This is a genomic window from Geothrix sp. (genome assembly GCF_030219325.1).
Lineage (GTDB): Bacteria > Acidobacteriota > Holophagae > Holophagales > Holophagaceae > Geothrix.
The window spans coordinates 3,237,710-3,263,463 of sequence record NZ_CP126625.1; the positions used below are offsets into that span (position 1 = coordinate 3,237,710).

18 protein-coding genes and 2 pseudogenes are annotated in these 25,754 nt (G+C 69.8%); 11 read left to right on the forward strand and 9 right to left on the reverse strand.

Features of this window, described 5'->3' with window-relative positions; all coding sequences use genetic code 11:
• Positions 1 to 21: 21 nt before the first annotated feature.
• Positions 22 to 4,263 (forward strand): amylo-alpha-1,6-glucosidase, encoded by a 4,242-nt coding sequence (locus QOZ81_RS14350; protein ID WP_291204839.1) that lies wholly within the window; start codon positions 22 to 24, stop codon positions 4,261 to 4,263.
• A 6-nt stretch (positions 4,264 to 4,269) separates the two neighbouring features.
• Here QOZ81_RS14350 and QOZ81_RS14355 read toward each other — a convergent pair.
• Positions 4,270 to 5,151, reverse strand: a pseudogene (locus tag QOZ81_RS14355) (phage tail sheath family protein); the annotation flags it as partial.
• A gap of 515 nt (positions 5,152 to 5,666) precedes the next feature.
• On the opposite strand from QOZ81_RS14355, the pseudogene glgB reads away from it, so the two are divergent.
• From glgB to QOZ81_RS14375, 4 genes and pseudogenes are all read left to right on the forward strand, one after another.
• Positions 5,667 to 7,547 (forward strand): annotated as a pseudogene (glgB, locus tag QOZ81_RS14360) (1,4-alpha-glucan branching protein GlgB); the annotation flags it as partial.
• Between the two features lie 30 nt (positions 7,548 to 7,577).
• Positions 7,578 to 9,704, forward strand: a complete 2,127-nt coding sequence (gene glgP, locus QOZ81_RS14365) for an alpha-glucan family phosphorylase (protein WP_291204829.1) — start codon at positions 7,578 to 7,580, stop codon at positions 9,702 to 9,704.
• Between the two features lie 109 nt (positions 9,705 to 9,813).
• Positions 9,814 to 10,440: a GAF domain-containing protein gene (locus QOZ81_RS14370; protein ID WP_291204826.1), complete on the forward strand. Its 627-nt coding sequence runs from the start codon at positions 9,814 to 9,816 to the stop codon at positions 10,438 to 10,440.
• 74 nt (positions 10,441 to 10,514) lie between these two features.
• Entirely contained in the window at positions 10,515 to 11,363 is an 849-nt protein-coding gene (locus QOZ81_RS14375) for an HDOD domain-containing protein (RefSeq protein ID WP_291204824.1), read from the forward strand.
• Positions 11,364 to 11,374: 11 nt separating this feature from the next.
• On the opposite strand, the gene QOZ81_RS14380 is transcribed toward QOZ81_RS14375, so the two are convergent.
• The 8 genes from QOZ81_RS14380 to QOZ81_RS14415 form a co-directional block, all read right to left on the reverse strand.
• Complete coding sequence (locus QOZ81_RS14380) at positions 11,375 to 12,511, reverse strand: hypothetical protein (protein WP_291204822.1); 1,137 nt, start codon at positions 12,509 to 12,511, stop codon at positions 11,375 to 11,377.
• Position 12,512: 1 nt separating this feature from the next.
• Positions 12,513 to 13,946: a glycogen synthase GlgA gene (gene glgA, locus QOZ81_RS14385; RefSeq protein ID WP_291204819.1), complete on the reverse strand. Its 1,434-nt coding sequence runs from the start codon at positions 13,944 to 13,946 to the stop codon at positions 12,513 to 12,515.
• A gap of 5 nt (positions 13,947 to 13,951) precedes the next feature.
• On the reverse strand, positions 13,952 to 15,217 hold the full coding sequence (gene glgC, locus QOZ81_RS14390) for a glucose-1-phosphate adenylyltransferase (RefSeq protein ID WP_291204816.1): 1,266 nt from the start codon (positions 15,215 to 15,217) through the stop codon (positions 13,952 to 13,954).
• A 55-nt stretch (positions 15,218 to 15,272) separates the two neighbouring features.
• Entirely contained in the window at positions 15,273 to 15,953 is a 681-nt protein-coding gene (gene aat, locus QOZ81_RS14395; RefSeq protein WP_291204813.1) for a leucyl/phenylalanyl-tRNA--protein transferase, read from the reverse strand.
• The gene (locus QOZ81_RS14400; protein WP_291204810.1) at positions 15,935 to 18,190 is read right to left on the reverse strand and encodes an AAA family ATPase; all 2,256 of its coding nucleotides are present in this window, start codon (positions 18,188 to 18,190) and stop codon (positions 15,935 to 15,937) included. The genes aat and QOZ81_RS14400 overlap by 19 nt, the downstream gene beginning before the upstream one ends.
• On the reverse strand, positions 18,183 to 18,500 hold the full coding sequence (locus QOZ81_RS14405; RefSeq protein ID WP_291204807.1) for an ATP-dependent Clp protease adaptor ClpS: 318 nt from the start codon (positions 18,498 to 18,500) through the stop codon (positions 18,183 to 18,185). The genes QOZ81_RS14400 and QOZ81_RS14405 overlap by 8 nt, the downstream gene beginning before the upstream one ends.
• A gap of 19 nt (positions 18,501 to 18,519) precedes the next feature.
• Complete coding sequence (locus QOZ81_RS14410; RefSeq protein ID WP_291204804.1) at positions 18,520 to 18,873, reverse strand: PqqD family protein; 354 nt, start codon at positions 18,871 to 18,873, stop codon at positions 18,520 to 18,522.
• Positions 18,874 to 19,002: 129 nt separating this feature from the next.
• The gene (locus QOZ81_RS14415; protein ID WP_291204801.1) at positions 19,003 to 21,117 is read right to left on the reverse strand and encodes an OPT family oligopeptide transporter; all 2,115 of its coding nucleotides are present in this window, start codon (positions 21,115 to 21,117) and stop codon (positions 19,003 to 19,005) included.
• Positions 21,118 to 21,201: 84 nt separating this feature from the next.
• Between QOZ81_RS14415 and QOZ81_RS14420 the strand changes: the two genes are divergently transcribed.
• From QOZ81_RS14420 to QOZ81_RS14445, 6 genes are all read left to right on the forward strand, one after another.
• Complete coding sequence (locus QOZ81_RS14420; protein WP_291204797.1) at positions 21,202 to 21,969, forward strand: TrmH family RNA methyltransferase; 768 nt, start codon at positions 21,202 to 21,204, stop codon at positions 21,967 to 21,969.
• Positions 21,966 to 23,477, forward strand: a complete 1,512-nt coding sequence (gene lnt, locus QOZ81_RS14425) for an apolipoprotein N-acyltransferase (RefSeq protein WP_291204794.1) — start codon at positions 21,966 to 21,968, stop codon at positions 23,475 to 23,477. The genes QOZ81_RS14420 and lnt overlap by 4 nt, the downstream gene beginning before the upstream one ends.
• A complete protein-coding gene (locus QOZ81_RS14430) occupies positions 23,474 to 23,974 on the forward strand; it encodes a GNAT family N-acetyltransferase (RefSeq protein WP_291204791.1) in 501 nt (166 codons plus the stop codon). The genes lnt and QOZ81_RS14430 overlap by 4 nt, the downstream gene beginning before the upstream one ends.
• On the forward strand, positions 23,971 to 24,597 hold the full coding sequence (locus QOZ81_RS14435) for a Maf family protein (protein ID WP_291204788.1): 627 nt from the start codon (positions 23,971 to 23,973) through the stop codon (positions 24,595 to 24,597). Before QOZ81_RS14430 ends, QOZ81_RS14435 begins: the two co-directional genes overlap by 4 nt.
• Before the next feature lie 388 nt (positions 24,598 to 24,985).
• Positions 24,986 to 25,549 (forward strand): cytochrome c3 family protein, encoded by a 564-nt coding sequence (locus tag QOZ81_RS14440; protein ID WP_291204785.1) that lies wholly within the window; start codon positions 24,986 to 24,988, stop codon positions 25,547 to 25,549.
• 12 nt (positions 25,550 to 25,561) lie between these two features.
• Positions 25,562 to 25,753 (forward strand): hypothetical protein, encoded by a 192-nt coding sequence (locus QOZ81_RS14445; protein WP_291204782.1) that lies wholly within the window; start codon positions 25,562 to 25,564, stop codon positions 25,751 to 25,753.
• Position 25,754: the final 1 nt, after the last annotated feature.

Genomic DNA, 25,754 nt, shown 5'->3' on the forward strand with positions numbered 1-25,754 from the left:
TCCCCGGTGGCTGAAGCCCCCATGCCCCTCCCCGCCATGACACCGCCTCCGGGCGCCCAGCTGCTCCGCTTCGTGGGGGATCGGGTGGCCTTCGGACTGGCGCACCCGGCCCCCGGATCCGCCGGTTGGCAGGCCTTCCTGCGCACGAACCTGACCCGCGGCGCCAGGATGCGCGCCGAGACCCTGGCCCTGCTCGGGGAGGGCGACCGCGATCCCGGGGGCTCCTCCTGGCGCGACATCCCGCTGCGTGAGACCGGGGACGGCTGGTCCCTGGATCTGCCCCTCACCGAGCCCGGCTGTTTCCGCGCCAAGGCCTACTGCGTGGACCTGGAAGGGTTCCAGCACTGGCCCGAGGGCGAGGACCTCAGCCTCTCGATCCATCCCGACCGCCTGCGCACCGCCAACACCATCTACTGCGCCTTCCCGCGCATGTTCGGCGGGGCCGCGGCGCGCCAGGTACCGGACCTTGCCGGGGCCATCCAGACCCTGGATGCCGCCGGCTATGCCGTGATCCCGCCCTCGGGACGCCTGCGGGACCTCACGGCCGCCGTGCCCCACATCTTCGAGCGCCTGGGCAGCCGCATCCTGCACCTGCTGCCCGTGGGCCCCGTGCCCGCCACCTACGCCCGCATGGGCCGCTTCGGCAGCCCCTACGCCCAGCTGGACCTCACGGCCATCGACCCCGCCCTGGTGGACTTCGACCGCCGCACCACCGCCGAGGAACAGTTCCGTGAGCTGACGGAAGCCGTCCACCGGCGGGGCGGCCAGGTCCTCCTCGACATCCTCGTGAATCACACGGGCTGGGGCTCGCGCCTGCTGGAGAGCAAGCCGGACTGGTTCCGGCGGAATCCCGACGGCACCTTCCACAGCCCCGGCGCCTGGGGCACCACCTGGGAGGACCTGGTGGAGCTGGACCACGGCAGCCCGGCCCTGTGGGACGTGGTGGCCCGGGCCCTGCTGGTGTGGTGCGGGCGCGGCGTGGACGGCTTCCGCTGCGACGCCGGCTACATGGTGCCCCTGCCCGCCTGGCAGTACATCACCGCCAAGGTGCACCAGGCCTACCCGGAGACCGTCTTCCTGCTGGAGGGACTGGGCGGCGGCTGGGAGGCCACCGAGGCCCTGCTCACCCGGGGCGGCATGCAGTGGGCCTACTCGGAGCTGTTCCAGAACCATCACCCCATCGAGGTGGCCCACTACCTGGACCACTGCCTGCGCCAGGGGGAACGGACGGGCCTGCTGGTCCACTACAGCGAAACCCACGACAACCTCCGCCTGGCGGGCCGCGGCGTGGCCTGGTCGCGCCTGCGCAACCGGCTCTGCGCCCTGGCGACGCAGAACGGAGCCTTCGGCTTCACCGCGGGCGTGGAGTGGCTGGCCACGGAGAAGGTGGACGTGCACGAGGCCCGGGATCTCGCCTGGGGCGCGGAGCCGAACCTGGTGGACGAGCTCGCCACGCTCAACCGCCTGCTCGCCCAGCACCCCTGCTTCTTCGATGGCGCGGAGATCCGCCGCCTCAGCTCGGACGACGCCCCCGTCCTGGCCCTGCTGCGGCGCTCCGCCGAGGGCCTCGATGCCATGCTCGTCCTGGTCAACCTGGATCAGGACCGACCTCAGGCCTGCCCCGTGGGCGCCGCGGACTGGGCCAACCTCGGGGAGGCGGGACTCGACCTGCTGGGCCAGCCAGCCCCCACCGCCCGTCTCCTGCCCAACGGGGACCGGGAGCTGAGCCTGCCGCCCGGCGCCTGCTACTGTCTGTCGGCCCACGCCACACCCCAGGGTCTGGCGGGCGATGCCTACCGCCAGGCCCGGGCCCAGGCGGCCTGGGGCCTCCAGGCCCTGGCGGCGGTCCACCCGGCCGAGGCCCTCGGCCCCGCACCCTGGCGCGGCCTGGCCGAACGTGTGGCTTCGGATCCGGAAGCCTTCCTCGCGGCCCTGCCCCATCTGGATCCGGACCTGCTCCGGGAGGACCTGCTGGCGGCCCTCGACGCCGCCCTCGCGGCCCGGGCCTTCCCCCTGGTGACGGTCTGGCGGGTCGAGGACGCGCGGCGCGTGAGCCTCGTGGCGCCGCAGCACTGGCTGCTGCTGCAGTCCCCGGACCCCTTCGACGCCACCCTCCAGTTGGCGGATGCCCCGGACCTGCACCTGCGGAGCATCCCCGCGCAGCGCGGATTCATCGCGGCCTTCCCGCCCAGCCCCCCCCGCCAGGGCCCCGCCACGCTCACCCTGCGCCGCCATGTCGCCGGCGCCGAGAACCTCCGGACCGACCTGCTGTTCCTGCCGAAAGTGCCGGCGCCACCGCACCCCGTCCGGGAGGGGCTGGCCCTGCTCACCAATGGCCGCGGCGGCATGGCCCGGCTGCATGCGGATCTCGGCGCCATCGCCTCCAAGTACGACTGCCTGCTGGGGGCGAACCTGCACCCCTCGGCGCCCTCGGACCGCCACGTGCTGGCCAAGCGGCTGCGCGCCTGGGTGAACGCGGACGGCTTCATCACGCCCCTGGACGGCCACAACCTCGTGAGCTTCGAGGCCGGGCCCCCAGCCCGCTGGGTCTTCCAGGCCAGCGCCGGCGATGGCCGGCGGGTGGAACTCTGCCTCGAGGCGGAGATGCCCCTGGACCACAACGCCGTGCTGCTGCGCTGGTCCCGCCCGGCCAACGCCGGCGCGGACACGGACCTGCCCTTCGGCCATTCCGTGCGCGTCACCGTGCGGGTCGACCTGGAGGACCGCTCCTTCCACGGCGAGACCCGTCTCGATGGCGCCGCCGAGGACCACTTCCTGTCCCACACCAAGGCCCTGCCCGGCCGCGCCGGTTTCCGCTTCGAGCCGGCCCCGGATCGCCACCTGGAGGCCTGGGTGGAGGCCGGGACCTACCACCCGCAGCCCGAGGCCTGCCGGGGCATCCCCCATCCCATCGAGGGCTCGCGCGGACTGACGGACTCGGGCGATGCCTGGAGCCCCGGCTGGTTCGACCTGCCCCTGCCCCCGGGTTCCGACCTGCGCATGGTGGTCCATGCCGACGCCACCGCTCCTGCCCCCTCCATCCGTGCGGCGCACCCGAAAGTCCCCGATATCCCGGGGCGGCTGCGCCAGGCCCTCCAGGCCTTCGTGGCCCGCCGTGCCAGCGGCCTCACCATCATCGCGGGCTACCCCTGGTTCCTGGACTGGGGCCGGGACACGCTCATCGCCTGCCGGGGACTCCTGGCGGCCGGACAGGTCGAAGACACGGCCCTCATCCTGCGCACCTTCGCGGCCCTGGAAGATGGCGGCACCCTGCCCAACATGCTGGGCGCCGACCAGACCGCGGACCGGGACACCTCGGACGCCCCCCTCTGGCTGGCCGTGGCCTGCGAGGAGGCCGCCGAACGCCTGGGCGCGGCCTTCTTCCAGGCCGAGGCTGGGGGTCGGAGCATCCTCGCGGTGCTGACCTCCCTGGGCGAGCACCTGCGGGCCGGGGCGCGCAACGGCGTCCGGATGGATCCCGCTTCGGGCCTGCTCTGGAGCCCTGCGCACTGCACCTGGATGGACACCCGCTACCCCATGGGCACCCCGCGCGAGGGCTACCCCGTGGAGATCCAGGCCCTGTGGATCCGCCTGCTGCGCCTGCTGGATCGGCTCTGCGCGCCCAGCGATGGCGAGCCCTGGGCCGCCACCCTGGCCCGGGCCGAGGGGTCCCTCGATGCCTTCTGGCTGGAGGACCGGGGCTGGTTCGCCGATGTGCTGCTGGCGGCCAAGGATGTCCCGGCCCAGGGGGCCCTGCCCGCCGATCACCTGCGCCCCAACCAGCTGTTCCTGGTCTCGCTGGGGCTGGTGAGCGGTGATCGGGCCCGGCGCTGCGTGGCCGCCTGCGCCCGCCACTTGCTGGTGCCCGGCGGCCTGCGCAGCCTGGCGCCCCTGCCGGTCGCCGTGCCCCTGCCCATCCCGGCCCCCTGGGGCGGCACCCTCAACGACCCCTCGCTGCCCTACCAGGGCCGCTACGAAGGGGACGAGGACACCCGCCGCAAGCCCGCCTACCACAACGGCACGGCCTGGGCGTGGCAGCTGCCCATGCTCTGCGAGGCCCTGGACCTGGCCTGGGAGGGCGATCCCGCCGCCCGCGCCACGGCCCGCGCCTGGCTGGGCTCCCTCGCCCCGCTGCTGGACACGGGCTGCCTCGGCCAGCTGCCCGAGCTCCTCGACGGTGACGCGCCCCACACGACCCGCGGCTGCGATGCCCAGGCCTGGAGCGTGAGCGAGGCGCTGCGGGTGTGGAAGCTCCTGAACTGACTGGCCTCAGGCGGGCCTGTCCGCCGTCCACTGGCCGATGCGGAAGATGACGAACTCCGCCGGCCGCAGGGGCGCGACGCCGATGAGGCAGACCAGCCGGCCCTGGTCGAGGTCGCTCTGGGTCATGGTGCTGCGGTCGCAGCGCACGAAAAACGCTTCGTCCGGCTTGGTCCCCAGCAGGGCCCCATTCTTCCACTCGTTGGTGAGAAAGTCCTGGATGGTGCCTTTGATGTTGGCCCACAGCGCTTCGCCATTGGGTTCGAACACGGCCCACTGCGTGCCGCGGTCGATGGAGCCCTCCAGATAGTTGAAATACCGGCGCAGGTTCAAGTACTTCCACTCGGGATCACTGGAGACCGTGCGCGCACCCCACACGAGGTTGCCCCGTCCTTCGAAGAAGCGTAGGCAGTTGATGCCCTCGGGATTGAGGAGGTCCTGCTGGCCCTTGGTGATGGCCTGCTCCAGCCCCAGGGCGCCGCAAAGCACGGCATTGGCCGGCGCCTGGCTCACCGACCGGGTCACGTCGGTCTCTGCGTAGATGCCGCAGAGAAAGCCGGAGGGCGGCAGGCTGAGGGTTGGGGGCTGGCGCGAGGACGTTCCAGCCAGGGGATTGGCGACCGTCACCCAGGGGTAGTAGAGGGCGGCATGGCTGGAATCGAGCCGGCTCCGGATGTCGCGGATGTCGCTCAGCGTGCAGGCGGGAGGCGCGTCCAGCACGGCGAAGCGGTAGGCGCCGGACTGTTCCGCGAAGGCCACCAGCTGCCCCTGGATGTCCGCCCAGGCCGTCGGGTCTGTGGCCTTGCGGGCGGAATAGCCCGGGGCCGCCACCGTGGAGAGGTCTTCCAGCGGCTGCAGGGTGGCCAGGGCCGCGGCATGGTCCGCCGGCGTCGGTAGGGTCCGCGTCCGGTTGGGTCGGGTGCGCGCCACGTACAGGCGCCGGCCACCGTTGGCGAAGTAGGCCTGCGCCGCGTGGGCGATGTGATTGCGCTTCTGCTCCGGCGAACCTGAAACCGGCAGATCGGCGAAGCTGCCGTAGATGCGCTGGAAGTCCGCCAGGCTGGTGAGCAGCGCGGGGCGCCTGCCCCATGGCCCCTTGCGGGTCGGCCCCACGAAGGCCGCCGTGGTGGTATCGATGCCCTGGATGGCCTGGGACCGGAAGCTGCTCTCCTCGATGAAGACTCCGGGAGCGAGGTACTCGGGCATGGCCATCCTCCACGGGATCAGCGAGGGCCCATTCTGCGCCGCACCGGGTGCGGTGGCAATCGAGCTGGCCGCGGGTTTGCCGGACAGGTCCATCCTCAATGCACGAGGTTCGGGATCGCCAGATCCACTGAATCCGTGAGTCCGGGAACACGCTTCACACCCTAGAATGGTCCATGGAAGCACCCCGCGCCCCTTCGACCTTAGGCGACCTCGATCTGCACCTGCTTGGCGAGGGGACTCACTTGCGGGCCTACGAAAAGCTGGGCGCCCACCTGCGGACGGTGGACGGCAAGGCGGGCGTGAGCTTTGCGGTCTGGGCGCCGAATGCGAAGGCCGTGAGCGTGGTGGGCGACTTCAACGGCTGGGATGGAAGGGCGAATGCCATGGCCCAGGTGGGGCCCAACGGCTTCTGGGAGACCTTCGTGCCGGGGCTGGTCCCGGGGATGCTCTACAAGTTCGAGCTGCACGGACCGAATGGAAAGCTGCTGCCCCTCAAGGCCGATCCCTACGCCTTCCGCTGCGAGCGCGCCCCGGGCACGGCCTCGATCATCCACGGCCTTCCCGCCCATGAATGGCGCGATGGCGCCTGGATGGAGGCGCGCCGGAAGGCCAGGGCCCATGCGGCACCGGTCAGCATCTATGAGCTGCACCTGGGTTCCTGGCGGCGGCGGCCCGACGGCTCCTTCATGAGCTACCAGGAGATCGCCGCGGACCTGGCTCCCTATGCCAGCTGGCTGGGCTTCACCCACGTGCAGCTGCTGCCCGTGACCGAGCATCCCTTCGATCCCTCCTGGGGTTACCAGCCGCTGGGGATGTTCGCGCCCACCAGCCGCTTCGGGGGCCCCGAGGACTTCAAGGCCTTCGTGGACACCCTGCACCAGGCGGGGCTGGGCGTGATCATGGACTGGGTGCCCGCCCACTTCCCCGAGGATGCGCATGGCCTGGGCAGCTTCGACGGCACCCATCTCTACGAGCATGCGGATCCCCGCCAGGGCCGCCACATGGACTGGGGCACCCTCATCTACAACTACGGCCGGGTGGAGGTGCAGAACTACCTCATCTCCAACGCGCTGTTCTGGCTGGACCAGTTCCATGTCGATGGCCTGCGGGTGGATGCGGTGGCCTCGATGCTCTACCTGGACTACAGCCGCGAGCCCGGCCAGTGGATCCCCAACCGCGATGGCGGACGAGAGAACCTCGAGGCCGTGGCCTTCCTGCGCCGCCTCAACGAGGTGGTCTACGCCCAGTTCCCGGACGCCTTCACGGTGGCCGAGGAATCCACCGCCTGGCCCGGCGTGTCGCGGCCCACAGACAAAGGCGGCCTGGGCTTCGGCTTCAAGTGGGACATGGGCTGGATGCACGACACCCTGCGCTACCTGGGCGAGGGCATGATGGCGCGGCCCCACCACCACGATGACATCACCTTCTCGATGCTCTACCACGACGCCGAGAACTACATGCTGCCCCTCTCCCACGACGAGGTGGTCCACGGCAAGCGCAGCCTCTACGGCCGCATGCCCGGCGATGCCTGGGAGCGCATGGCGAACCTGCGCCTGCTCTACGCCTGGCTCTTCGCCCACGGCGGCAAGAAGCTGCTCTTCATGGGCGGCGAGTTCGCGCAGGGGAAGGAGTGGAACCACGACACGGCCCTGGACTGGGGCCTGCTGAATGAGCCCGGCCACAAGGGCATCCACGACCTGGTGCGCGACCTGAACGGCCTCTACCGCCGATTCCCGGCCCTGCATGAAGGGGACTGCCAGCACGGCGGCTTCGCCTGGATCGACTGCGGCGACCGCTTCAACAGCGTGCTCACCCTGCTGCGCCGGGCCTCGGACCACCGGGACTTCGTGGCCGTGGCCTTCAACTTCACGGCCCTGCCCCAGGGCGGCTACCGCATCGGCGTGCCCACCGCCGGAACCTACGTCGAGCTGCTGAACACCGACTCGACCTTCTACGGGGGGCGCAACCAGGGCAACACCGGGCGGGTCCAGACCGAACCCATCCCCGCCCATGGCTTCCCCCAGTCCCTGAACCTCACCCTGCCGCCCCTGGCCGCGCTCTTCCTGAAGCCCGAAGCCTAGCTTCACCCTCCGATTTTCCTAGGACCCGTCATGGACAAGCTCCTCCCGAAACTGCAAAAGCTCACCCAGAACCTGTGGTGGACCTGGAAACCCGAGGTGCGGACGATCTACCGCGACCTCGACCTGGACCTGTACCACAAGGCCCACCGCAATCCCATGTGCGTGCTCAAGCAGATCTCGCCCGACCAGCTGGAAAAGCGGGCCGCGGACGTGGACGTGCCGGCCCGGGTGGACCGTGCGCTGCGGCAGCTGCAGGAGTACCTCACGGCCCCCACCACCTGGGGCCTGACGCACGCGGGGGCCATGCGCTCCCGGCCCATCGCCTACTTCTGCATGGAGTTCGGCATCCACGAGTCGCTGCCCATCTACTCGGGGGGCCTGGGCATCCTGGCGGGCGACCACCTGAAGGCCGCCTCGGACCTGGGGGTTCCGCTGGTGGGCGTGGGCCTGCTCTACCACGAGGGCTACACCAGCCAGGTCCTCAACGCCGACTTCTGGCAGCAGGACGTGGTGGAACCCTTCGACATCGCGGACCTGCCGCTGGTGCCCGCGGTGGACCGCTTCGGCGAGCCCGTCCACGTGTCCGTGGAGATGTCCGGGCGGCTGGTGCATGCCGCCGTGCTGGAGGTCAAGGTCGGGCGCATCCGCCTCATCCTCCTGGACACCCGCGTCAAGCAGAACGACGCCAGGGACGTGGCCCTGGCTGCGCGCCTCTACGGCGGCGACCAGCGCATGCGCATCGAGCAGGAGCTGCTGCTGGGCGTGGGCGGCACCCGGGCCCTGCGCGCGCTCGGCATCAATGCCAGCGTCTTCCACCTCAACGAGGGCCACTCCGCCTTCTCGCTGCTGGAGCGGGCCCGCTACCGCGTCCAGATGGACGGCATGACCCCCCAGCAGGCCCTGCAGGAAGTCGCCTCGGCCACGGTGTTCACCACGCACACGCCCGTGGACGCCGGCCACGACCGCTTCCCGGCGGACCTGGCCGCCGAGCACCTGCAGCCCCTGGCCGAAGGATTGAAGCTGCCCCTGGAGGAGGTCATGGGCCTGGGCCGGGTGAACCCCCATGACCACGGTTCCCCCTTCCTGCCCACGGTGCTGGCCCTCAAGCTGTCCCGGCGTGCCAACGGCGTCTCCGCCCTGCATGGCGTGGTCTCCCGCAAGATGTGGAACCACCTCTACCCCGGCCTGCGGGAGGAGGCCGTGCCCATCGGCCACGTCACCAACGGCGTGCACCTGCCCACCTGGCTGGCCACGGAGATGAACCACCTCTATGAGTCGCACCTGGGCGTGGACTACCAGAGCTCCCTCACCCGTCCCGCCACCTGGTCGCGGATCACCTCGGTGTCGTCGGCCGAGATCTGGGAGACCAAGCAGGTGCTGAAGGCCCGCACCATCCGCTTCATCCGCGAGCGCAACGCCCAGACCCGCGCCCGCCTGGGCCTGCCCGAGATCGAGCCCGCGCCCCTGGATCCGGATGCCCTCACCATCGGCTTCGCCCGCCGCTTCGTGCCCTACAAGCGGCCCGATCTGCTCTTCTCGGACCTGGACCGCCTGGACCGCCTGGTGAACCACCCCGAGCGGCCCGTGAACCTCATCTTCTCGGGCCGGGCCCACCCCGCGGACAACACCGGCAAGGGCCTCATCCAGAAGGTCGCCAAGATCCTGGAAGACCCACGTTTCCGCCACCGCATCGTCTTCGTCGAGAACTACAACATCCACGTGGGCCGCATCCTCTACCAGGGCATCGATGCCTGGCTGAACAACCCCCAGCGCCCGCTGGAAGCCTGCGGCACCAGCGGCATGAAGGTGGTCCTCAATGGCGGCCTCCACATCTCGGTGCGGGATGGCTGGTGGGCCGAGTCCTACGACGGCGACAACGGGTTCGCCATCGGCACCGGCGAGATCCATGCTGACCAGTCCATCCAGGACCACCGCGACGCCGAGGACCTCTTCCGCCTGCTGGAGGACGAGGTGGTGCCGCTCTACTACGAGAACCGCAACGGGGCCGGGGTGCCCCGCTGCTGGGTGGAGCGCATGAAGAACTCCATCCGTACGCTGGCCTGGCGCTTCAACGCCGACCGCATGGTCCAGGACTACGTCGAACACCTCTACCTGCCCGCCGCCATCGGCAGCAGCTGCCAGATGCCCCCGGCCTGAGTCCCGGTGACTGGGGCCAGCCCCAGAAACGACCGACCGGCGGAGTGCCACCGCCGTTTCTCATCGCCAGTACCGGCCCTGCCGATACGGGTGGTGAGGAGCGGCGGCCATGGCCGGATCAGCTCATGCCCCATCGAGCACCAAGCGCCTGGACCTGGAGCGCCGGGCCTTCCTGGACCTGCTCCAGATGGCCAACACCCTGGCCGAGCCCAGGGAATTGGCCCGGCAGCTGGTGGTCCTCGCCCAGCACCTGTCCGGCTGCGAGGCCGTGGCCGTCCGCCTGAAGTCCGGACCGGGCTACCCCTATGCGGCCCACCTGGGTTTTCGGGACCGCTTCATCTCCGTGGAGAGCGACCTCTGCGCCACGGACGGGGCCGGGCACCTGCTGAGGGACGCCGACCGCAAGCCGATCCTGGCCTGCCTCTGCGGCAAGGTGCTGTCCTGCCAATTGGACCGCAGCCAACGGTTCGGCACGGACCGGGGCAGCTTCATCTCCTCCTCCACCAGCGACCTGCTGGCCTCGCCGGAGGCCGGCTGCCTGGGCCAGACCCGCAACCGCTGCTGTGCCGATGGATACGAGACCCTGGGCCTCTTCCCCATCCGCCGGGACGACGTGACCTACGGCCTGATCCAGTGCAATGACTCCCGCCCGGGCCGGCTCACGGCGGAGGGCATCGACCTGATGGAACACCTGGCCGCCAGCGCCGCGCACCTGTTCCAGCTGACCATGGCCTGAGGCCCCACCCGAACTCATGTCCCCGCCACCGGATGAAGATGAGTTGGGGGTGAGGCCCTAGCCCCGGATCCGCCATGCCCATGTCTCCGCACGAAGTCATCCAGAACCTGGGGGAATTGCCGCCCCTGCCCCAGGTGGCCACCCGGGTCATCCGGATCAGTTCGGATTCCGATACCTCCACCGAACAGCTCCAGAACCTGATCCGCACGGACCAGGCCCTCACGTCGCAGATCCTCAAGGTGGCCAACTCCGCCATGTTCGGCCGGATGCGGGAGGTCACCACCCTGACCCAGGCGATCCTGACCCTGGGCTTCTCCACCACCCGCAGCGTGGTGCTGGCCTCCAGCGTCAAGAACCTCTTCACCCGCGGCCCGGTGGGCCTGCAGGAGCGCATCCTCTGGGAGCATGCCCTGGTGACGGCCCTCACCGGCAGCGCCTTCAGCAGGGCCATGCGCTTCCCCATCGCCGAGGAGGTCTTCCTGGCCGGGCTGATGCACGACATCGGGAAGAGCGTCATGATCCTGAAGTTCCCCGAGAGCTACGGCACCCTGCTCCGGCGCCTCCAGGAGGAGGGGGGCGACGGCCTCAGCCTGGAACTGGACACCTTCGGCTTCGACCATGCCATGGTGGGCGAGGCCCTGCTGGCGTCCTGGAACCTCGCGGAAGGCATCGAGGCCGTGGCCCGCTGGCACCACGACCCCCTCCATGCGGCGATGGAGCACCAGCGGCTGGTGGCCCTGGTGGCCCTGGGCAACCAGATGGCCTTCGACCTGCAGGTGGGCATCGGCATGCCCGATGCCCTCGCCGGGGCCACCTGGGAGGCCATGGACATCCTGCACCTGAACGACGCGGCCTACCAGGAGCACCGGACTTCGGCCCTGGAGGCCCTCGAGCGGGACAAGGCCCTGATCACGGATCTCTGAGAGCGCCCGACTCAGGCCAGGCCGAGCCGCTTGAAGGTGCGCTTCTTCCCGTCCTCCACCTCGGGCTGGTCGAAGGGATCCAGGTCCAGGGCGAAACCCAGGATCCCGATGATGGCCTGCCACGCCATCATGAAGGCGCCCACCTCATGCTCGGTGAGGGCCGGCATGGGCCAGCGCAGCACCGGCACCCCGGCGGCCTCCAGGGCCCCCATGGTGCCTTCGGCTTGGGCTCGGAGGATCTCTCCGCCCGTCAAGCTGGCGAGGCCTGGATAGGGCGAGCCTGGCGGAGGGTCCAGCTTTTCCGCCGGGGCAGCACCGTCCAGGGTCATCACGATCACGCCGAGGTTCCGCGGTCCCGCCATCCAGCGCTGCAGCTGGCTGTGCTGGTCCACGGGGCCCACGGCGCGGATGGGGGTGTAGCCCTTGCGGGTGCCGTCCTTGGCCACCTTGCCCAGGGACTCGGCCACCAGCTGCACCCACCAGGCCGAGAGGTTGTCGAGGCGCATGGCATAGGGCATGAGCACCCACTCGGTGATGCCCTTCTGGTGGGCATCCAGAAGCAGCTGCACGGTGGCGGCCACCCGGTCGCGCCAGGGGCCCTTGTCCGCCTCGAGCTCCGCGGCGACCTCGCGACCTCCGCGCAGGAAGGCCGCGGCATCCCGGCCCATCCAGGCCAGGGGCAGGGTTCCGATGGGCGTGAACGCCGAGAAGCGCCCGCCGACTTCGACGGGGATCGGCAGGATGCGGCAGCCGTTCGCCCGCCCCCAGGTGGCCAGGGGGTTCGCGTCGTCCTGGGTGATGAGGATGGGCGCGGCCAGGTCCCCATGGCCCGGCAGGGCCCGCAGCCGGGAGATCCAGGTCCAGAGCTCCAGGGTCTTGCCGCTCTTGGAGGCCAGGACCAGCTGGTCGCCGGGCTGGAGGCGGAAGTCCGGGGCCGGTTCGGGCGAGGCCAGGGGCACCCAGTTCCGGAAGGCCCGCTCATCCCCGAAGGCGCGCACCAGGGTTTCGGAAGGCAGCAGGGAACCACCGATGCCGCACCAGAGCAGCCGCCTGGCGGGATCGAGGCCGGGCAGCGCCGGCTCGGCCAGCTGCCGCCAGCCGCCCATGGGGTGGGCGGCGATGGTCTGCCAGTGCGCGTGGATGTCCATCTCAATCCCCCTTCGGTGGAATGGTCGCATAGAGCTCGAGGTAGGCGCGGGCCGGGCCCTCCCAGCCGAATTCCGTGGCCATGCCGCGCCGCTGCACCTGCCGCCAGGCGGCGGGATCGCGGAACAGCGCCAGGGCATCGTTGATCGCCTCGCCCAGGGCCAGGCCGGTGGGCCAGTCGAACTGGAAGCCGGTGGCCGTGTCGGCGGCCAGGGTCTCCGGCGTGGCACCCACCACGGTGTCGGCCAGCCCGCCCGTGCGGCGTACCAGGGGCAGGGCCCCGTAGGCCTGGGCGTAGAGCTGGGTGAGGCCGCAGGGCTCCTGGCGCGAGGGCACCAGGATCACGTCCGCCGCCGCGAAGGCGCGGTGGGCCAGGATCTCGTCGTAGCCGATGAAGACGGCGACGCGACCGGGGTGGCGCTGGGCCGCCTGGCGGAAGGCGCCTTCGGCATGGGGGTCCCCGGTACCCAGGACCGCCAGCTGCCCGCCCTGGCGGACGAGGTGGTCCACGTTGTCCAGCACGAGGTCCAGGCCCTTGAGGGGATCCAGCCGGCTGATGGCCGCGAAGAGGGGCGCGTCCGGATCCTCCTGCAGGCCCATGCGGCGCTGGAAGTCCGGGCGGTTCGGCGTGCGGCGGCCCGGGTGCCTCAAGTCGTAGCGACTCAGGATGTGGGGATCCCGCGCCGGGTTCCACACGGTGCGGTCCACGCCATTGAGGATGCCGTGCAGGTCCCCGCTCCGGTGCGCCAGCAGGCCCTCGAGGCCATGGCCCCCGGCCACCTGGATCTCGCGGGCATAGGTGGGGCTCACGGTGCTGATGCGGTCCGCCAGCCGGAGACCGGCCTTGAGGAAGCCGATGTCGCCGTGGAACTCGACGCCCTCGGGCGTGAGGGCGTGGCGGGGCAGCCACAGGTCGCCCAGCAGCTTCGCGGAGAAGCGTCCCTGGAAGGCGATGTTGTGGATGGTCATCACCGTCGCGGGCCGGGGTCCACTCCCGTAGGCCACGTAGGCGGGCATCAGGCCCGTGTGCCAGTCATGCCCGTGCAGCACCTCGGCCCGCCAGCCAACCACATCCCCCACCCGGCCCAGGTGGGCCGCCGCCCAGGCCAGGGCGGCGAAGCGCTGGGCCAGGTCCTCGGGCTGGCCGTAGGGGCCACCGGGGCGCTCGAAGTAGGCGGGCTGATCCAGCAGGTAGAGGGGCAGGCCCGGAGCCTCGGCGCGCAGGATCCGGGCGGGCCCTCCCCCCATGAGGTCCGGCAGCACCGTGACCTCGTCCTGCAGGGTGACGGCATCGCAGACCGCCGGGTAGGCGGGGAGGAGCAGGCGGACATCGGCGCCGAGGACGCGCATGGCCCTGGGCAGGGCGGCCATCACGTCGCCCAGGCCGCCGGTCTTGACGTAGGGGAACAGCTCAGAGGCAACAAACAGGATCTTCAAAGTGGCTAGCGCTCCAGCTGATCCAGCATCCGCTGGGAGATCAGCGTAACGCCAGCGTCCGTGCGGTAGAAGCGCCGGCTGTCCTCTTCCGGATCCTCGCCCACCACCAGCCCCTCCGGGATGCGGCAGTCCCGGGCCACGATGCAGCGGCGCAGGCGGGCATGGCGGCCGATGTCGCAGTTCGGCAGGATCATGGCGCCGTCCAGGCGGGCGTGGGAATGCACGAAGACCCGGCTGGAGAGCAGGGAGTGGTGCACGTGGGCACCGGAGATGACGCAGGCGCCGGACACCAGGCTGGAGAGCGCCACGCCGTTGCGCATCTCGCCGGCATGGACGAACTTCGCGGGCGGCAGCTGCTCCTGGTGGGTGGTGATGGGCCAGGCCTCGTCGTAGAGGTTGAGCGCAGGCAACACGCTGGTGAGGTCCATGTTGGCCTCCCAGTAGGAATCCACGCTGCCCACGTCCCGCCAGTAGGGCTCCGGGTGCCCGGCATTCGGGATGCAGCTGCTCTCGAAGCGGTGGGCGAAGACCCGGGCCTGGGCCACGATCCTGGGGATGATGTCCTTGCCGAAGTCATGGCCTGAGTTCGGATCCTCGGCATCCAGCCTCAGCTGCTCGTACAGGAACTCCGCCCTGAAGAGGTAGATCCCCATGGAGGCGAAGGCCCTGTCCGGTTTCCCGGGAATCGCCGGGGGATCGTCTGGCTTCTCCACGAAGGACACGATGCGGTCCTGGTCGTCCACATGGGCGATCCCGAAGCCCCGTGCCGCATCCCTGGGCACCTCCAGGCAGGCGATGGTCATGTCCGCCTGGTTTTCCAGGTGGTCCCGGAGGAACACCTTGTAGTCCATGCGGTAGATGTGGTCCCCGGCGAGGATCAGCACGTTCTTGGGATTGGCCGACTGGATGTTGTCCATGTTCTGGTAGACGGCGTCCGCCGTGCCGCTGTACCAGGCGTTCTTGTCGAAGCTCTGCTGCGCCGGCAGCACGTGGACGTACTCGTTCAGCTTGCCGGGCAGGAAGGTCCAGCCGAACTGGAGGTGTTCGAGCAGCTTGTGCGAGTTGTACTGCGTGAGCACCATGATCCGACGGAAGCCCGAGTTCACGCAGTTCGACAGCGTGAAGTCGATGATGCGGTACTTGCCGCCGAAATCGAGACCGGGCTTGGAGTAGTGGTCCGTGAGGTCCATCAGGCGCTTGCCGCGCCCGCCGGCCATCACCAGGGCGATGGTGTGCCGTGGGGAAAGTCGCGATTCCGAGATCGTCTGCATGGGAGTCCTCGGTGGTGGCCTGTGGGAATGATAGCCACGCCCAGGCCGGATCTCCCTACTGAACTGACCAAGGCCCCATGCGGTCTCCGGCGTTGAGCGCCAGGGCGAGCTCCATCAGGAAGAGTGGCCTCGGCACGCTCTGGAAGCCGTAGCCGGCCAGCCCCTCATGGGGGAGCTGGCCATCCAGCAGGCTGAAGCCCCAGGCCGCCAGGCGCGCATCCAGCGCCGCCAGGGCCGCGCGGCTGGCCTCGGGTTCCAGGCTGAACATGCTCTCCCCGAAGAAGGCCCCGCCCAGGGAGACGCCGTAGAGCCCGCCGCGCAGCTCGCCATCCCGCCAGGCCTCCACGCTGTGCGCGTACCCGGCGTGGTGCAGATCCAGATAGGCCGAGCGCATCTCCGGCGTGATCCAGGTGCCATCCTGGCCGGGACGAGGCACCCGGGAACAGTGGCCGATGACCGCTTCAAAGGCCGTGTCGAAGCGGACCTCGAAGGGGCGCAGGCGCAGGCAGCGGCGGGTCCGGGCGGACAGGTGCAAGTGCCCGGGCCGGAGCAGGGCCCGTTCCGGCGGTGACCACCAGAGGAGGGGATCCCCTTCGCCGTACCAGGGGAAGATGCCGCTGCGGTAGGCCAGCAGGAGGCGCTCCTGGCTGAGGTCGCCGCCGATGGCCAGGAGCCCGTCCTCGGCCAGCTCCGGGTCCGGAAAGATCAGCTTCGTCGTCAGCCGAAAGACAGGCACAGCCGGTCGCCCTTGAGGTCCACCTTGGCCTTGCCGCCCTTGGCCAGGGGGCCGAAGAGCAGCGCTTCCGCCAGGGGACGGCGCAGCTCCCGCTCGATGAGGCGGGCCATGGGCCGGGCGCCGAAGGCGGGGTCATAGCCCTTCTCCGCCAACCAGGCCCGGGCCTTGGGCGTGCAGGTGAGGGTGACGGCCTTCTCGGCCAGCTGGGTCTCCAGCTCGCGCAGGTGCTTGTCGGCCACGCGCTCCATCTCCTTGCGGCCCAGGGGCGCGAACTGGAGGATGGCGTCCAGGCGGTTGCGGAACTCCGGGCTGAAGGCCTTCTCGATGGTGCCGGTGGCCGAGCGCCGGCCTCCGGCCTCCGCGAAGCCCACTTGGCGGGCCGACAGCTCGCGTGCGCCCACGTTGGTGGTCATGACGATCACCGTGTGCCGGAAGTCCGCGCTGCGACCGTGGCTGTCCGTGAGCGAGGCATGGTCCATGACCTGCAGCAGCACGCCGAAGAGATCCGGGTGGGCCTTCTCCAGCTCGTCGAGCAGCAGCACCGCGTGCGGCTGCTTGCGCACGGCGTCCGTGAGCAGGCCGCCCTCCTCGTAGCCCACGTAGCCTGGCGGCGCGCCGATGAGGCGGGCCACGGCGTGTTTCTCCTGGTACTCGCTCATGTCGAAGCGCAGGAAGGCGATGCCGAGGGCCTTGGCCAGCTGCTTGGAGAGCTCCGTCTTGCCCACGCCGGTCGGTCCCGCGAAGAGGAAGCAGCCCATGGGCTTCAGGGGATCGCGCAGTCCCGAGCGGGCCAGCTTGATGGCGCTGGCCACGGCCTCGCAGGCTGGATCCTGACCGAAGATCTGCGCTCGAAGCGACGCTTCGAGCGTGGCCAGGGCCTCGCGATCATCTGCACTCACGCTGGCCACCGGCACCCGCGCCATGCGGGCGATGACGGCCTCGATCTCTGCCGGACCGACCTTCTTCACGCGGTCCTTCTTCGGCAGCAGCTTCTGGGCGGCGCCGGCCTCGTCCACCACGTCCAGGGCGCTGTCCGGCAGGCGGCGGTCGGGCAGGTGCTTGGAAGCTAGGCGCACCGCGGCCTCCAGGGCCTCGGCCGAGTAGGTCACGCCGTGGTGCTTCTCGTAGGCGGCCTTCAGGCCCTGCAGCACGCCCAGGGCGTCCTCGGTGGAGGGCTCGCTCACCTCCACCACCTGGAAGCGGCGGGAGAGGGCCCGATCCCGGTCCAGGGAGCCCTTCAGGTCCTGGAAGGTGGTGGCGCCGATGCAGCGCAGTTCCCCGGAGGCCAGCGCCGGCTTCAGCAGGTTGGCTGCGTCCATGGCGCCGCCGCTGGTGGCGCCCGCGCCCACCAGGGTGTGCATCTCGTCCACGAAGAGGATGGCTCCGGCCTGCTCCGCCAGCGCCTTGAGCACGGCCTTGAGCCGCTCCTCGAAGTCGCCCCGGTAGCGGCTGCCCGCCAGCAGGGCCCCCAGGTCCAGGGCGTAGATGCGGGCCGCCTTCAGGGGTTCGGGCACGGCACCCTCGTGGATGCGCCGAGCCAGGCCCTCCACGATGGCGGTCTTGCCCACCCCGGGCTCGCCCACCAGCAGCGGGTTGTTCTTGCGGCGCCGGCACAGCACCTGGGCCATGCGGGTGATCTCCGCGTCCCGGCCCACCAGGGGATCCAGCCGCCCCGCGGCCGCCCGGGCCACCAGGTCCGTGGCGTAGGCCTCCAGGGGGTTCTCGGCCACGGTGGCCTCGTCCTCCTCCCCGGCAGCCTGCTTCTTCGCCGGGGCCCTGGGCACGCCCTTGTCCGCGGCGGGACCGTGGCTCAGCACCTTCAGCAGGGCCAGGCGTTTCACGCCGTGGCGCTCCAGCAGCTGGCGGGCATGGCTGGACTCCTCCTCGAGGAAGGGCGGCAGCAATTCGCCGCCCCGGAGGTCCTGGCGGCCCGAGCTGAAGGCATGGACGAGGGCCCGCTCCACCACGCGGACGAAGCCGAGGGTGCTGTGGGGCTGGAAGGCCTCGCCTTCCGGAACCGGTTCGAAGAACTGGCCCAGGACGGCTTCCAGATCGGCGCGCAGGCGATCGAGGTTCACGCCGCAGCCCTTCAGGGCCCGGGCGGCATGGGCGTCGTCCAGCAGCGCCAGCAGCAGGTGCTCCAGAGCCACGTCCTCGTGGCGCCGGGCCTTGGCCAGCTCGAAGGCCCGCTGGAAGCCCTGGTTGAGCTCGGGGCTGATCTGTGGCGACTCAGGCATCGTTCTCCTCCACCGTCAGCAGCAGAGGAAAGCCGTCCCGTTCCGCCAGCTGGCGGCCCCGCTCGGCGCGGGTCTCTGCCACGTCCCGGGTGTAGATGCCGGCCACGCCCACGCCGGCCTTGTGCACCGCCAGCATGATCACCGTGGCTTCGGGCTCCGGTTTCCGGAAGACCGTCTTCAACAGCCAGACCACGAATTCCTGGGTGGTGTAGTCGTCGTTGTGGAGCAGGACCTTCCACATCCCCGGCTCCCGCAGCTGCGTGCGCTTGCGGGTGAGGACCTGGCCCTCCTCCTTCACCTTCCTGGCCATGGATGACGCCTCCGGGGCATCAGGATAGCGGGTCAGGCCGGTGGAAGAGGTTGATGAACTGGCCCCGCGCCAGTTCGCGGATGAAGAGGGCCGTGCGGTGGATGGCGTCGGGCTCGCCAGGAAAGGCTTCAGCGACCACCTGGGCCACTTCGGCCACGGTTCGGACGCCATCGCAGGCTTGCCACACTGCCGTGCCGCGGGCATCCAGCTTCACGCGGTAGTTCGGCTTCTTCATCATCCGCAGCAGCCAGGTCCAGCGCTTGGAGAGGATCTTGGGGCGGATCAGCACCACCGTGCCGTCCTCGCCGGGTTCGGACGAGAGCGCCTGGAAGGGGACGACGGCTAGGAAGGCTTCATCGGGAAACGAGTTCATGTGATTGCTTTCAAAAAAGAACACCGCCAAGCCGCCAAGGGCGCCAAGAAAGGCAACTGAATGAAGAATGTCTTCTGCTTTTCTTGGCGTCTTCGCGTCTTGGCGGTGAATCTTTACTGCTTTAGCGCTTTAGAAATTGGCACTCGGCGGCGCGGGCTCGTCGGCTTCGCCGGCGTTGGCCAGGGGCACCTTGACGAGGTAGAACGCGATCCCAGCCAGGATCAGGAGGCTGATCCAGAACATGCCGGGGTTGGGGAAGATCTTGTACTTCACCTCGAAGAAGGCGAGGGAAGCGAAGACCAGGCCCACCAAGGCCTCGCCGGCGATGAGGCCCGCGGCCAGCAGCACACCGTTGTTCTCCACGCGCACCTTCTGGGCCTCGTTGAGGCCCCGCTTGGCAGCGGACATCTCCACCACACCCTTGATCAGGCCGCCCAGGAAGATGGCGAAGGTGGTTTCCAGGGGCAGATACATGCCCACGGACACGAGCATCGGGCTCTTCACCTGCATGAGGATGAAGGCGAAGCCCATCATCATGCCGACGATGATCAGCGGCCAGGCCATCTTGCCTTCCACGATGCCGCGGCTGAGCAGGGCCATCAGGCCCGCCTGGGGGGCGGCCAGCTGCTTGGAGCCGAAACCGGCATCCAGGGAGAGCACAGCCTTCTTCTGATCGGCGGGGAGCTTCTTCACTTCATCGATGCTGTAGGTCTTGCCATCCGGGGCCGTCACGACCTGCACCTGCTGGGCGGTCAGTTCGGCGATGCGCTTGGTGCCCTGGGCGGTGATGTCGCCTTCGTGCAGCACCATGAGGGGAATGAACAGCACGACGGAGGCCAGGGCCACGCCGAGAAGATCGCCCATTTCCATGCGCCAGGGGGTGCCGCCCAGGATGTGGCCGGCCTTGAGGTCCTGCAGCATCTCGCCGGCGACGGCGGCGCTCACGCAGACGATGGCGGCCACGCCAAGCACGGCGGCCACGCCTTCCCGGCCTTTCACGCCCAGCAGCACCATGACCAGGGCGGTGAGGACGAGGGCGGTCAGCGTCAGGCCGGAGATGGGGTTGTTGCTCGATCCCATGATGCCGACGAGGTAGCCGCTGATGGCGGCGAAGAAGAAGCCGAGAATCACCATGACGAGGGCGGCCACGAAGGACACCATGGCCCCCACGTGGAAGATCTGCCAAGTGATGAGGAAGGTGACGGCGGCAGCGAAGGCGAGACCGCCGAGGACGTAGGTGAAGGGCAGGTCCTTGTTGACGCGGTCCACCACGTGGTCGCCGGATGCGGCCTTTTTCACGTCGGAGACGGAGCGAGTGAGGCCCGTGGCCAGGCTCTTGCGCATCTTGAAGAGGGTGAAGCCGGCGCCCACGAGCATGCCGCCAATGGCGATGGGGCGAACGATGAACTTCCACACGGAGTAGGACAGGGCGATCCAATCGCCTTCAGGGGCGCCTTCAGGCAGCACGCCGGGGGCCAGGAAGTAGGTGATGATCGGGACCAGCAGACCCCAGGCGATGATGCCACCGGAGAAGTTCAGGGCGCCGAGCTTGGGCCCGATGATGTAGCCCACGCCCATGTAGGCGGGGCTGATGCCGGGGGAGCTGAGCAGCATGCCGCCCGCGACCTTGGCCTTCCAGGTGCCCACGAGGTTGATGGCCGAGGTCTTGAAGAAGACGAACTTCTCCCAGGCGCTGGCGAAGAGGGAGAGTTGCACGAGCGCCTGGATGCTGGCACCGATGCCCATGGCGCCGAAGAGGAACTTGGTGCCGCTGCCACCGCGGGCGCCGGCCTTGTGGATCTCGGCGGCGGCCACGCTCTCGGGGTAGGGCAGTTCGGCATCTTCCACCATCACGCGGCGGAGCAGGGCCACGAACATGATGCCGAGCACGCCGCCCGTGAACATGATCAGGGAGCTGGTGACGTAGTTCCCGGCCGTGAAGAACTTGGGCCAGATGCCGCTGATGACGAAGGCGGGCACGGTGAAGATGGCGCCGGCGGCCACGGACTCGCCGATGCTGCCCACGGTTCGGGCCATGTTCTCTTCGAGGATGGTGCCCTTCATCAGCTTGATGAGGGCCATGCCGATGACCGCCGCCGGATAGGTGGCGGCGATGGTCATGCCGGCCTTCAACCCGAGGTAGGCGTTGGCGGAACCGAGCACCACGGCCATGACGAGGCCGATGAGCACCGCCCGCAGGGAGAATTCCCGCAGGTTCTGGTCGGATGGGACAAAGGGTTGCATCGGTGCTCCTGAAAAGGCGCCAGAGGGAAATGAGTAAGGCCGGTTGGAGCGGATAGTCTAATACATCGCCGTTTTCCCATTCCCATGACCCCGACCCTCACCAGCAAGGCCAACCCGCGCTTCCGGGCGCTGCAGACCCGCCTGAAGGCGGGTGGCCTGCGGCGTGAGAGCACCCTGCTGCTGGGGGAGAAGCTCATCGAGGCCTGGGCCGAGGCCCGACAGACCACTGCCGGAAAGCGCCTGCAACCAGCCCTCTGGCTGCGCCTGGAGCAGACCGATCCCCATCCCTTGGAGACGGTCCTGGGGGTCGAGACCCAAGTGCTGGGCGAGGTCCTCATGCGGGAACTGGCCGAGGCGGGCAGCCCACCGGAGCATGCCCTTCTGATGGAACTCGGCCCGGAACCCACCGGCTCCCTGGCCTCCCGGGTCATCGGCGCCTGGGGCATCCAGGATCCTGGCAACCTCGGCGCCATCCTGCGCAGTGCCGCGGCCTTCGGCTTCCAGGAGGCCCTGCTGGGTCCCGGCTGTGCCGACCCCTTCCACCCCAGGGCCCTGCGGGGCAGCATGGGCGCCGCCTTCCTCCTGCCCCTGCGCCGGGTCGAGGCCCTGGCTCCGGACGCCGGTCGCTGGTTCGCCCTGGATGGCGGTCCGGGCGCCATTCCCATGGCCGAAGCGGACCTGTCCGAGCCCCTGCGCCTCCTGGTGGGCAATGAGGGGCACGGCTGGCAGGGCGTGGACCTGCCCGCGGGCGTCCAGCGCCTGGCCATCCCCATCCGGGGCGTGGAGAGCCTCAACGCGGCCGTGGCCGCGGGCATCGCCTGCTTTGAAACGGCGCGGAGGTATTCGGGTTGAAAACAGGCTGGCTCCTCAGTTCCTTCAGTTCCCTGGTCCTCGCGGCGGTCTTCGTGCTGGCCTTCCGCTTCCCCGGCGCCCTGGGGGGCTGGCTGGAACCCGCCATGGCCCTGCTCTTCCCCCTGCTGCTGCTGGACGGACTGTTCAAGGGGCGCCACGCCGGCTGGACCTGGCTGACCCTGGTGGCCGGCCTGGTCCTCCTCTACCTCTGGGTGCCCCAGACCCTGGCCAGCAAGGGTGGCCTGCCCTTCGGCGCGGCCCTGCTGGGCCTGGTGCTGCTGAGCCTCTGGGAGGGTACGGGGCTCTGGCTGGTGGCCATGGGTGCCCGCTGGATGTTCCGCCGGACCGGAGCCCCGGGCGCTGCCCTGGCGGCGGGCCTGATCCTGCTCGCCTGGGAGACCTGGGGCTTCCACGTCTATCCCTGGACCTGGGGCGCAGCCTTCGGATCCCTGCCCTGGACCGCCCGCGCCGCGGCCTTCCTGGGCGCTTCAGGACTCTCGGCCCTGGCCTGGGCCTCCGGTGCCTGGGCTGCGGCCGCCCTCGCAGGAGGCGGCTCACCGCGCCGGGCCCTGGCTGGACCAGGGGTGGCCCTGGGGGTTCTCCTGCTGGCCGGCGGCTTCTGGTACCTGCTCCCGCGCCAGCCTGAGCTGCGCCTGGATGTGGCCCTCATCCAGCCCAATTTCCCCGCCGGACAGCGCTGGGTGGGCATGGAGGGCGAGATGTGGCGGCGGAGCGATGCCCTGCTGAAGTCTCAGGGACTGCCGCAGGCGGATCGGGCCACCCTGCTGCTCTGGCCTGAGAGCTCGGTGCTGGGCCGGGATGACCGCCAGAGCGACCCCCGCCTCGCCCGGGAAGCCGCCTCCCGGGGTGTGGCTTGGCTGTACGGCACCGAGGGCGGGCTCTTCAACCTGGTCCGGGGCGAAGTGGCGGAGCGGCCTGCCTTCCTGTTCGCGAAGACCGAACCCATGCCCTTCGGCGAGCGCATGCCGGGGCCCGAGCCCGTGCGGCGCTGGCTGGACCAGCGCCTGGGCTTCCTCTCGCAGGAGCCGGGCGAACTGAAACCGGACTGCGCCTTCGTGGTGCCCTCCGTGGCCGGGGAGGTGCGCGTCCATCCCTTGATTTGCAGCGAGGCCCTGTTGCCGGAGCGGACCCGGCGCGGGCTTGCCCTCAGCGGCGCCAACCTGCTGAGCAACCACACCAACGATGGCTGGTTCGACCGCAGCATCGCCACCGACCTGCATGCGGCGCAGATCCGCCTGCGGGCCACGGAGCTGGGGGTGCCCCTGGTGCGGGCCACGCTCACGGGCAAGTCCGGCATCTTCCGGGAGGACGGGCGGTTCGAGCTTTGGGGCAACCCACTGACCGAAGGCGCCTATGCAGCGACGCTGCGGTGGCGCCCCGTCCGGACGCCGGCGCGCGTCGCGTGGCTGCTGCCCGGCTTCATGGCCATCCTGCTCGCCGGATGCGTCCTGCTAGGATGGAAGGTCCTGCCCCGGAACCCCAGATGAACCGTGATTTCCTCGTACCCGAGCCACTGGCGACGCCCCAGGGCACCGTGGCCTTCTTCGACGAGACCTGGACGGTGGACCCCCGGGAGCTCCAGATCTTCTTCCAGGCGGAGGAGGTCTACTGGACCGCCTACCGAACCATCGAGCAGTGGCGGCGACTGCTCTCCTGCTCCCGCATGCTCACGGCCCGCCTGGTGCCCGAGGGCCACATGGGCGGCCGGCTGGTGGGGGCCACGCGCCTCTGGTCCGACCATGCCTACGAGGCCAAGCTCTACGACGTGGTGGTGGCCCAGGATCTCATGAACTTCGGCGTCGCCTCGGAGCTGGTGAAGTGGGCCCTGCGGCATCCCTGGGTGGGGGAGGTCCACCGCTTCGTCCTCGAGACCCGGGACGCCACGGAGTTCTATCCCCGCTTCGGCTTCCAGCCGGGCCATGAAGTGGAGAGCTTCCACATGCGCGTGAAGACCGCCGACCTGCAGGCCCGGGGGCTCCGATGACCGACACCATGCCCGGCCTCGCCGAGATCGCCCTCCAGCCCCTCATCCTGGCCAGCGGCAGCCCCCGGCGGCGGCACTGGCTGGAGGCCATGCGCATTCCCTTCGAGCTGCAGGCCCCCCAGGTGGATGAGACCCCCCTGCTCGACGAGGATCCCTCCGACCTGGTGCTGCGTCTGGCCGAGCTCAAGGCCGAAGTCGTCGCCGCCCGCAACCCGGGCCGCTGGGTCATGGCCGCCGACACCACCGTGGCCGTGGACCACCACACCCTGAACAAGCCCGTGGATGTCGAAGACGCGGTGCGGATGCTCAGCCTCATCCAGGGCCGGGCCCACCAGGTGCACACCGGCTTCTGCCTGCAGCGGAACGACGCCATCCACAGCTTCGTGGACACCGCCCAGGTCTTCTTCCGCCCCCTGACCGAGGCCCAGATCCGGTGGTACGTGGGCACCCGGGAGCCCATGGACAAGGCCGGGGCCTACGCCATCCAGGGCATCGGGGCCCTCTTCATCGAGGCGGTCCAGGGGAGCTTCTCCACCGTCATGGGACTCCCCGTGGAGCGGATGGGGGCCCTGTTCGGCCATCTGGGACTGCTGAAACCCTGGATGGGATTCCCGAAAGCCTGATGGATTTACTAGGTAATTCGGCGTCCGGTCCTGGAGGAAATCGTCCTTTCGGACGAGGCCGATATAGACCACCGCAAAATCCTCTTAAATGTCTGGAAACGCCTCAGAAAAAATAGGTAAACATTCGGGTTCCCCTGCCCTATCATCGTGATCTGCGACACAACTTGCCGAGTTGTCGCCCTGGGGTGGAAGCCCCAGGTTTGGGTGATGTCTGAATCATTTTTTAGACAAGGCTGAGCCTTCTCGTCCAAGCGGATCAGCCTGAGGTTGGGGGATCCCCCGCCCACGCCCCGTCGGCCCGCAGGTCCCCGATCTGTCCCACCGAACACCGTTCCCTGATGGCTTCCCGGCCCCGTCCTGCAAGCCAGCGCTTTCCAAGGGGTTGTGCATGCACCGATTCGACCAGGCGTTCCGCTTCGTCCTGCCGGCCGCGGCCGTGGCGGTCCTGGCCACGGTCCTCAGCGTGGGCTGGTTCACCCAGCCGGACCGCTTCGCCAAGGGCTATGCCCCCGAGCAGCCCATCCCGTTCTCCCACGAGCTCCATGCCGGCACTCTGCGGATCCAGTGCCAGTACTGCCACTCGGGCGCGGACAAGTCCCGGGTTGCGGGCATCCCCAGCCCGGACCTCTGCATGGACTGCCACAAGGTCACCAAGGTGGACCGCCCCGCCATCCAGAAGCTGGCCCAGATCGCCAACACCGGCGCGCCCCTGCCCTGGCAGCGGGTCCACACGCTGCCGGATCACGTCTTCTTCGACCACCGGCCCCACGTGAACGCCGGCATCGCCTGCCAGAGCTGCCACGGCGAGGTGCAAACCATGAAGGTGCTCACCCGCGAGATGGGCATGCGCATGGGCAACTGCCTGGGCTGCCACCGGGATCCCCACGCGGCCCTGCCCCCGGGCTCGACGATCACCAGGGGCGCCGAGCACTGCGCCGCCTGCCACCGCTAGGAGCCTCCGACGATGGCCGATTCTCCCCGCAAGCCGATCGTGGACCGCGCCACGGCCCTGCTGGCAGGCCCCTTCCTGCTGGGCCAGCGCGCGCTGAGCCTCGTGTTCGCCTCCGGCCAGGAAACCTCGGCCGAGGCGCCTGCACCCGCCATCTCCCGCCTCACCATCACGCCCCCCGAACACGCCATCAAGCGCCGCGGATGAC

What these genes read in the sequence shown, in the direction of transcription:
- QOZ81_RS14350 (WP_291204839.1), top strand. Translation starts at nt 22, where the DNA reads ATGCCCCTCCCCGCCATGACACCGCCTCCGGGCGCCCAGCTGCTCCGC.
- glgP (WP_291204829.1), top strand. Translation starts at nt 7,578, where the DNA reads ATGGACAAGCTCCTCCCGAAACTGCAAAAGCTCACCCAGAACCTGTGG.
- QOZ81_RS14370 (WP_291204826.1), top strand. Translation starts at nt 9,814, where the DNA reads ATGGCCGGATCAGCTCATGCCCCATCGAGCACCAAGCGCCTGGACCTG.
- QOZ81_RS14375 (WP_291204824.1), top strand. Translation starts at nt 10,515, where the DNA reads ATGCCCATGTCTCCGCACGAAGTCATCCAGAACCTGGGGGAATTGCCG.
- QOZ81_RS14380 (WP_291204822.1), bottom strand. Translation starts at nt 12,511, where the DNA reads ATGGACATCCACGCGCACTGGCAGACCATCGCCGCCCACCCCATGGGC.
- glgC (WP_291204816.1), bottom strand. Translation starts at nt 15,217, where the DNA reads ATGCAGACGATCTCGGAATCGCGACTTTCCCCACGGCACACCATCGCC.
- QOZ81_RS14400 (WP_291204810.1), bottom strand. Translation starts at nt 18,190, where the DNA reads ATGCCTGAGTCGCCACAGATCAGCCCCGAGCTCAACCAGGGCTTCCAG.
- QOZ81_RS14405 (WP_291204807.1), bottom strand. Translation starts at nt 18,500, where the DNA reads ATGGCCAGGAAGGTGAAGGAGGAGGGCCAGGTCCTCACCCGCAAGCGC.
- QOZ81_RS14410 (WP_291204804.1), bottom strand. Translation starts at nt 18,873, where the DNA reads ATGAACTCGTTTCCCGATGAAGCCTTCCTAGCCGTCGTCCCCTTCCAG.
- QOZ81_RS14415 (WP_291204801.1), bottom strand. Translation starts at nt 21,117, where the DNA reads ATGCAACCCTTTGTCCCATCCGACCAGAACCTGCGGGAATTCTCCCTG.
- QOZ81_RS14420 (WP_291204797.1), top strand. Translation starts at nt 21,202, where the DNA reads ATGACCCCGACCCTCACCAGCAAGGCCAACCCGCGCTTCCGGGCGCTG.
- QOZ81_RS14430 (WP_291204791.1), top strand. Translation starts at nt 23,474, where the DNA reads ATGAACCGTGATTTCCTCGTACCCGAGCCACTGGCGACGCCCCAGGGC.
- QOZ81_RS14435 (WP_291204788.1), top strand. Translation starts at nt 23,971, where the DNA reads ATGACCGACACCATGCCCGGCCTCGCCGAGATCGCCCTCCAGCCCCTC.
- QOZ81_RS14440 (WP_291204785.1), top strand. Translation starts at nt 24,986, where the DNA reads ATGCACCGATTCGACCAGGCGTTCCGCTTCGTCCTGCCGGCCGCGGCC.
- QOZ81_RS14445 (WP_291204782.1), top strand. Translation starts at nt 25,562, where the DNA reads ATGGCCGATTCTCCCCGCAAGCCGATCGTGGACCGCGCCACGGCCCTG.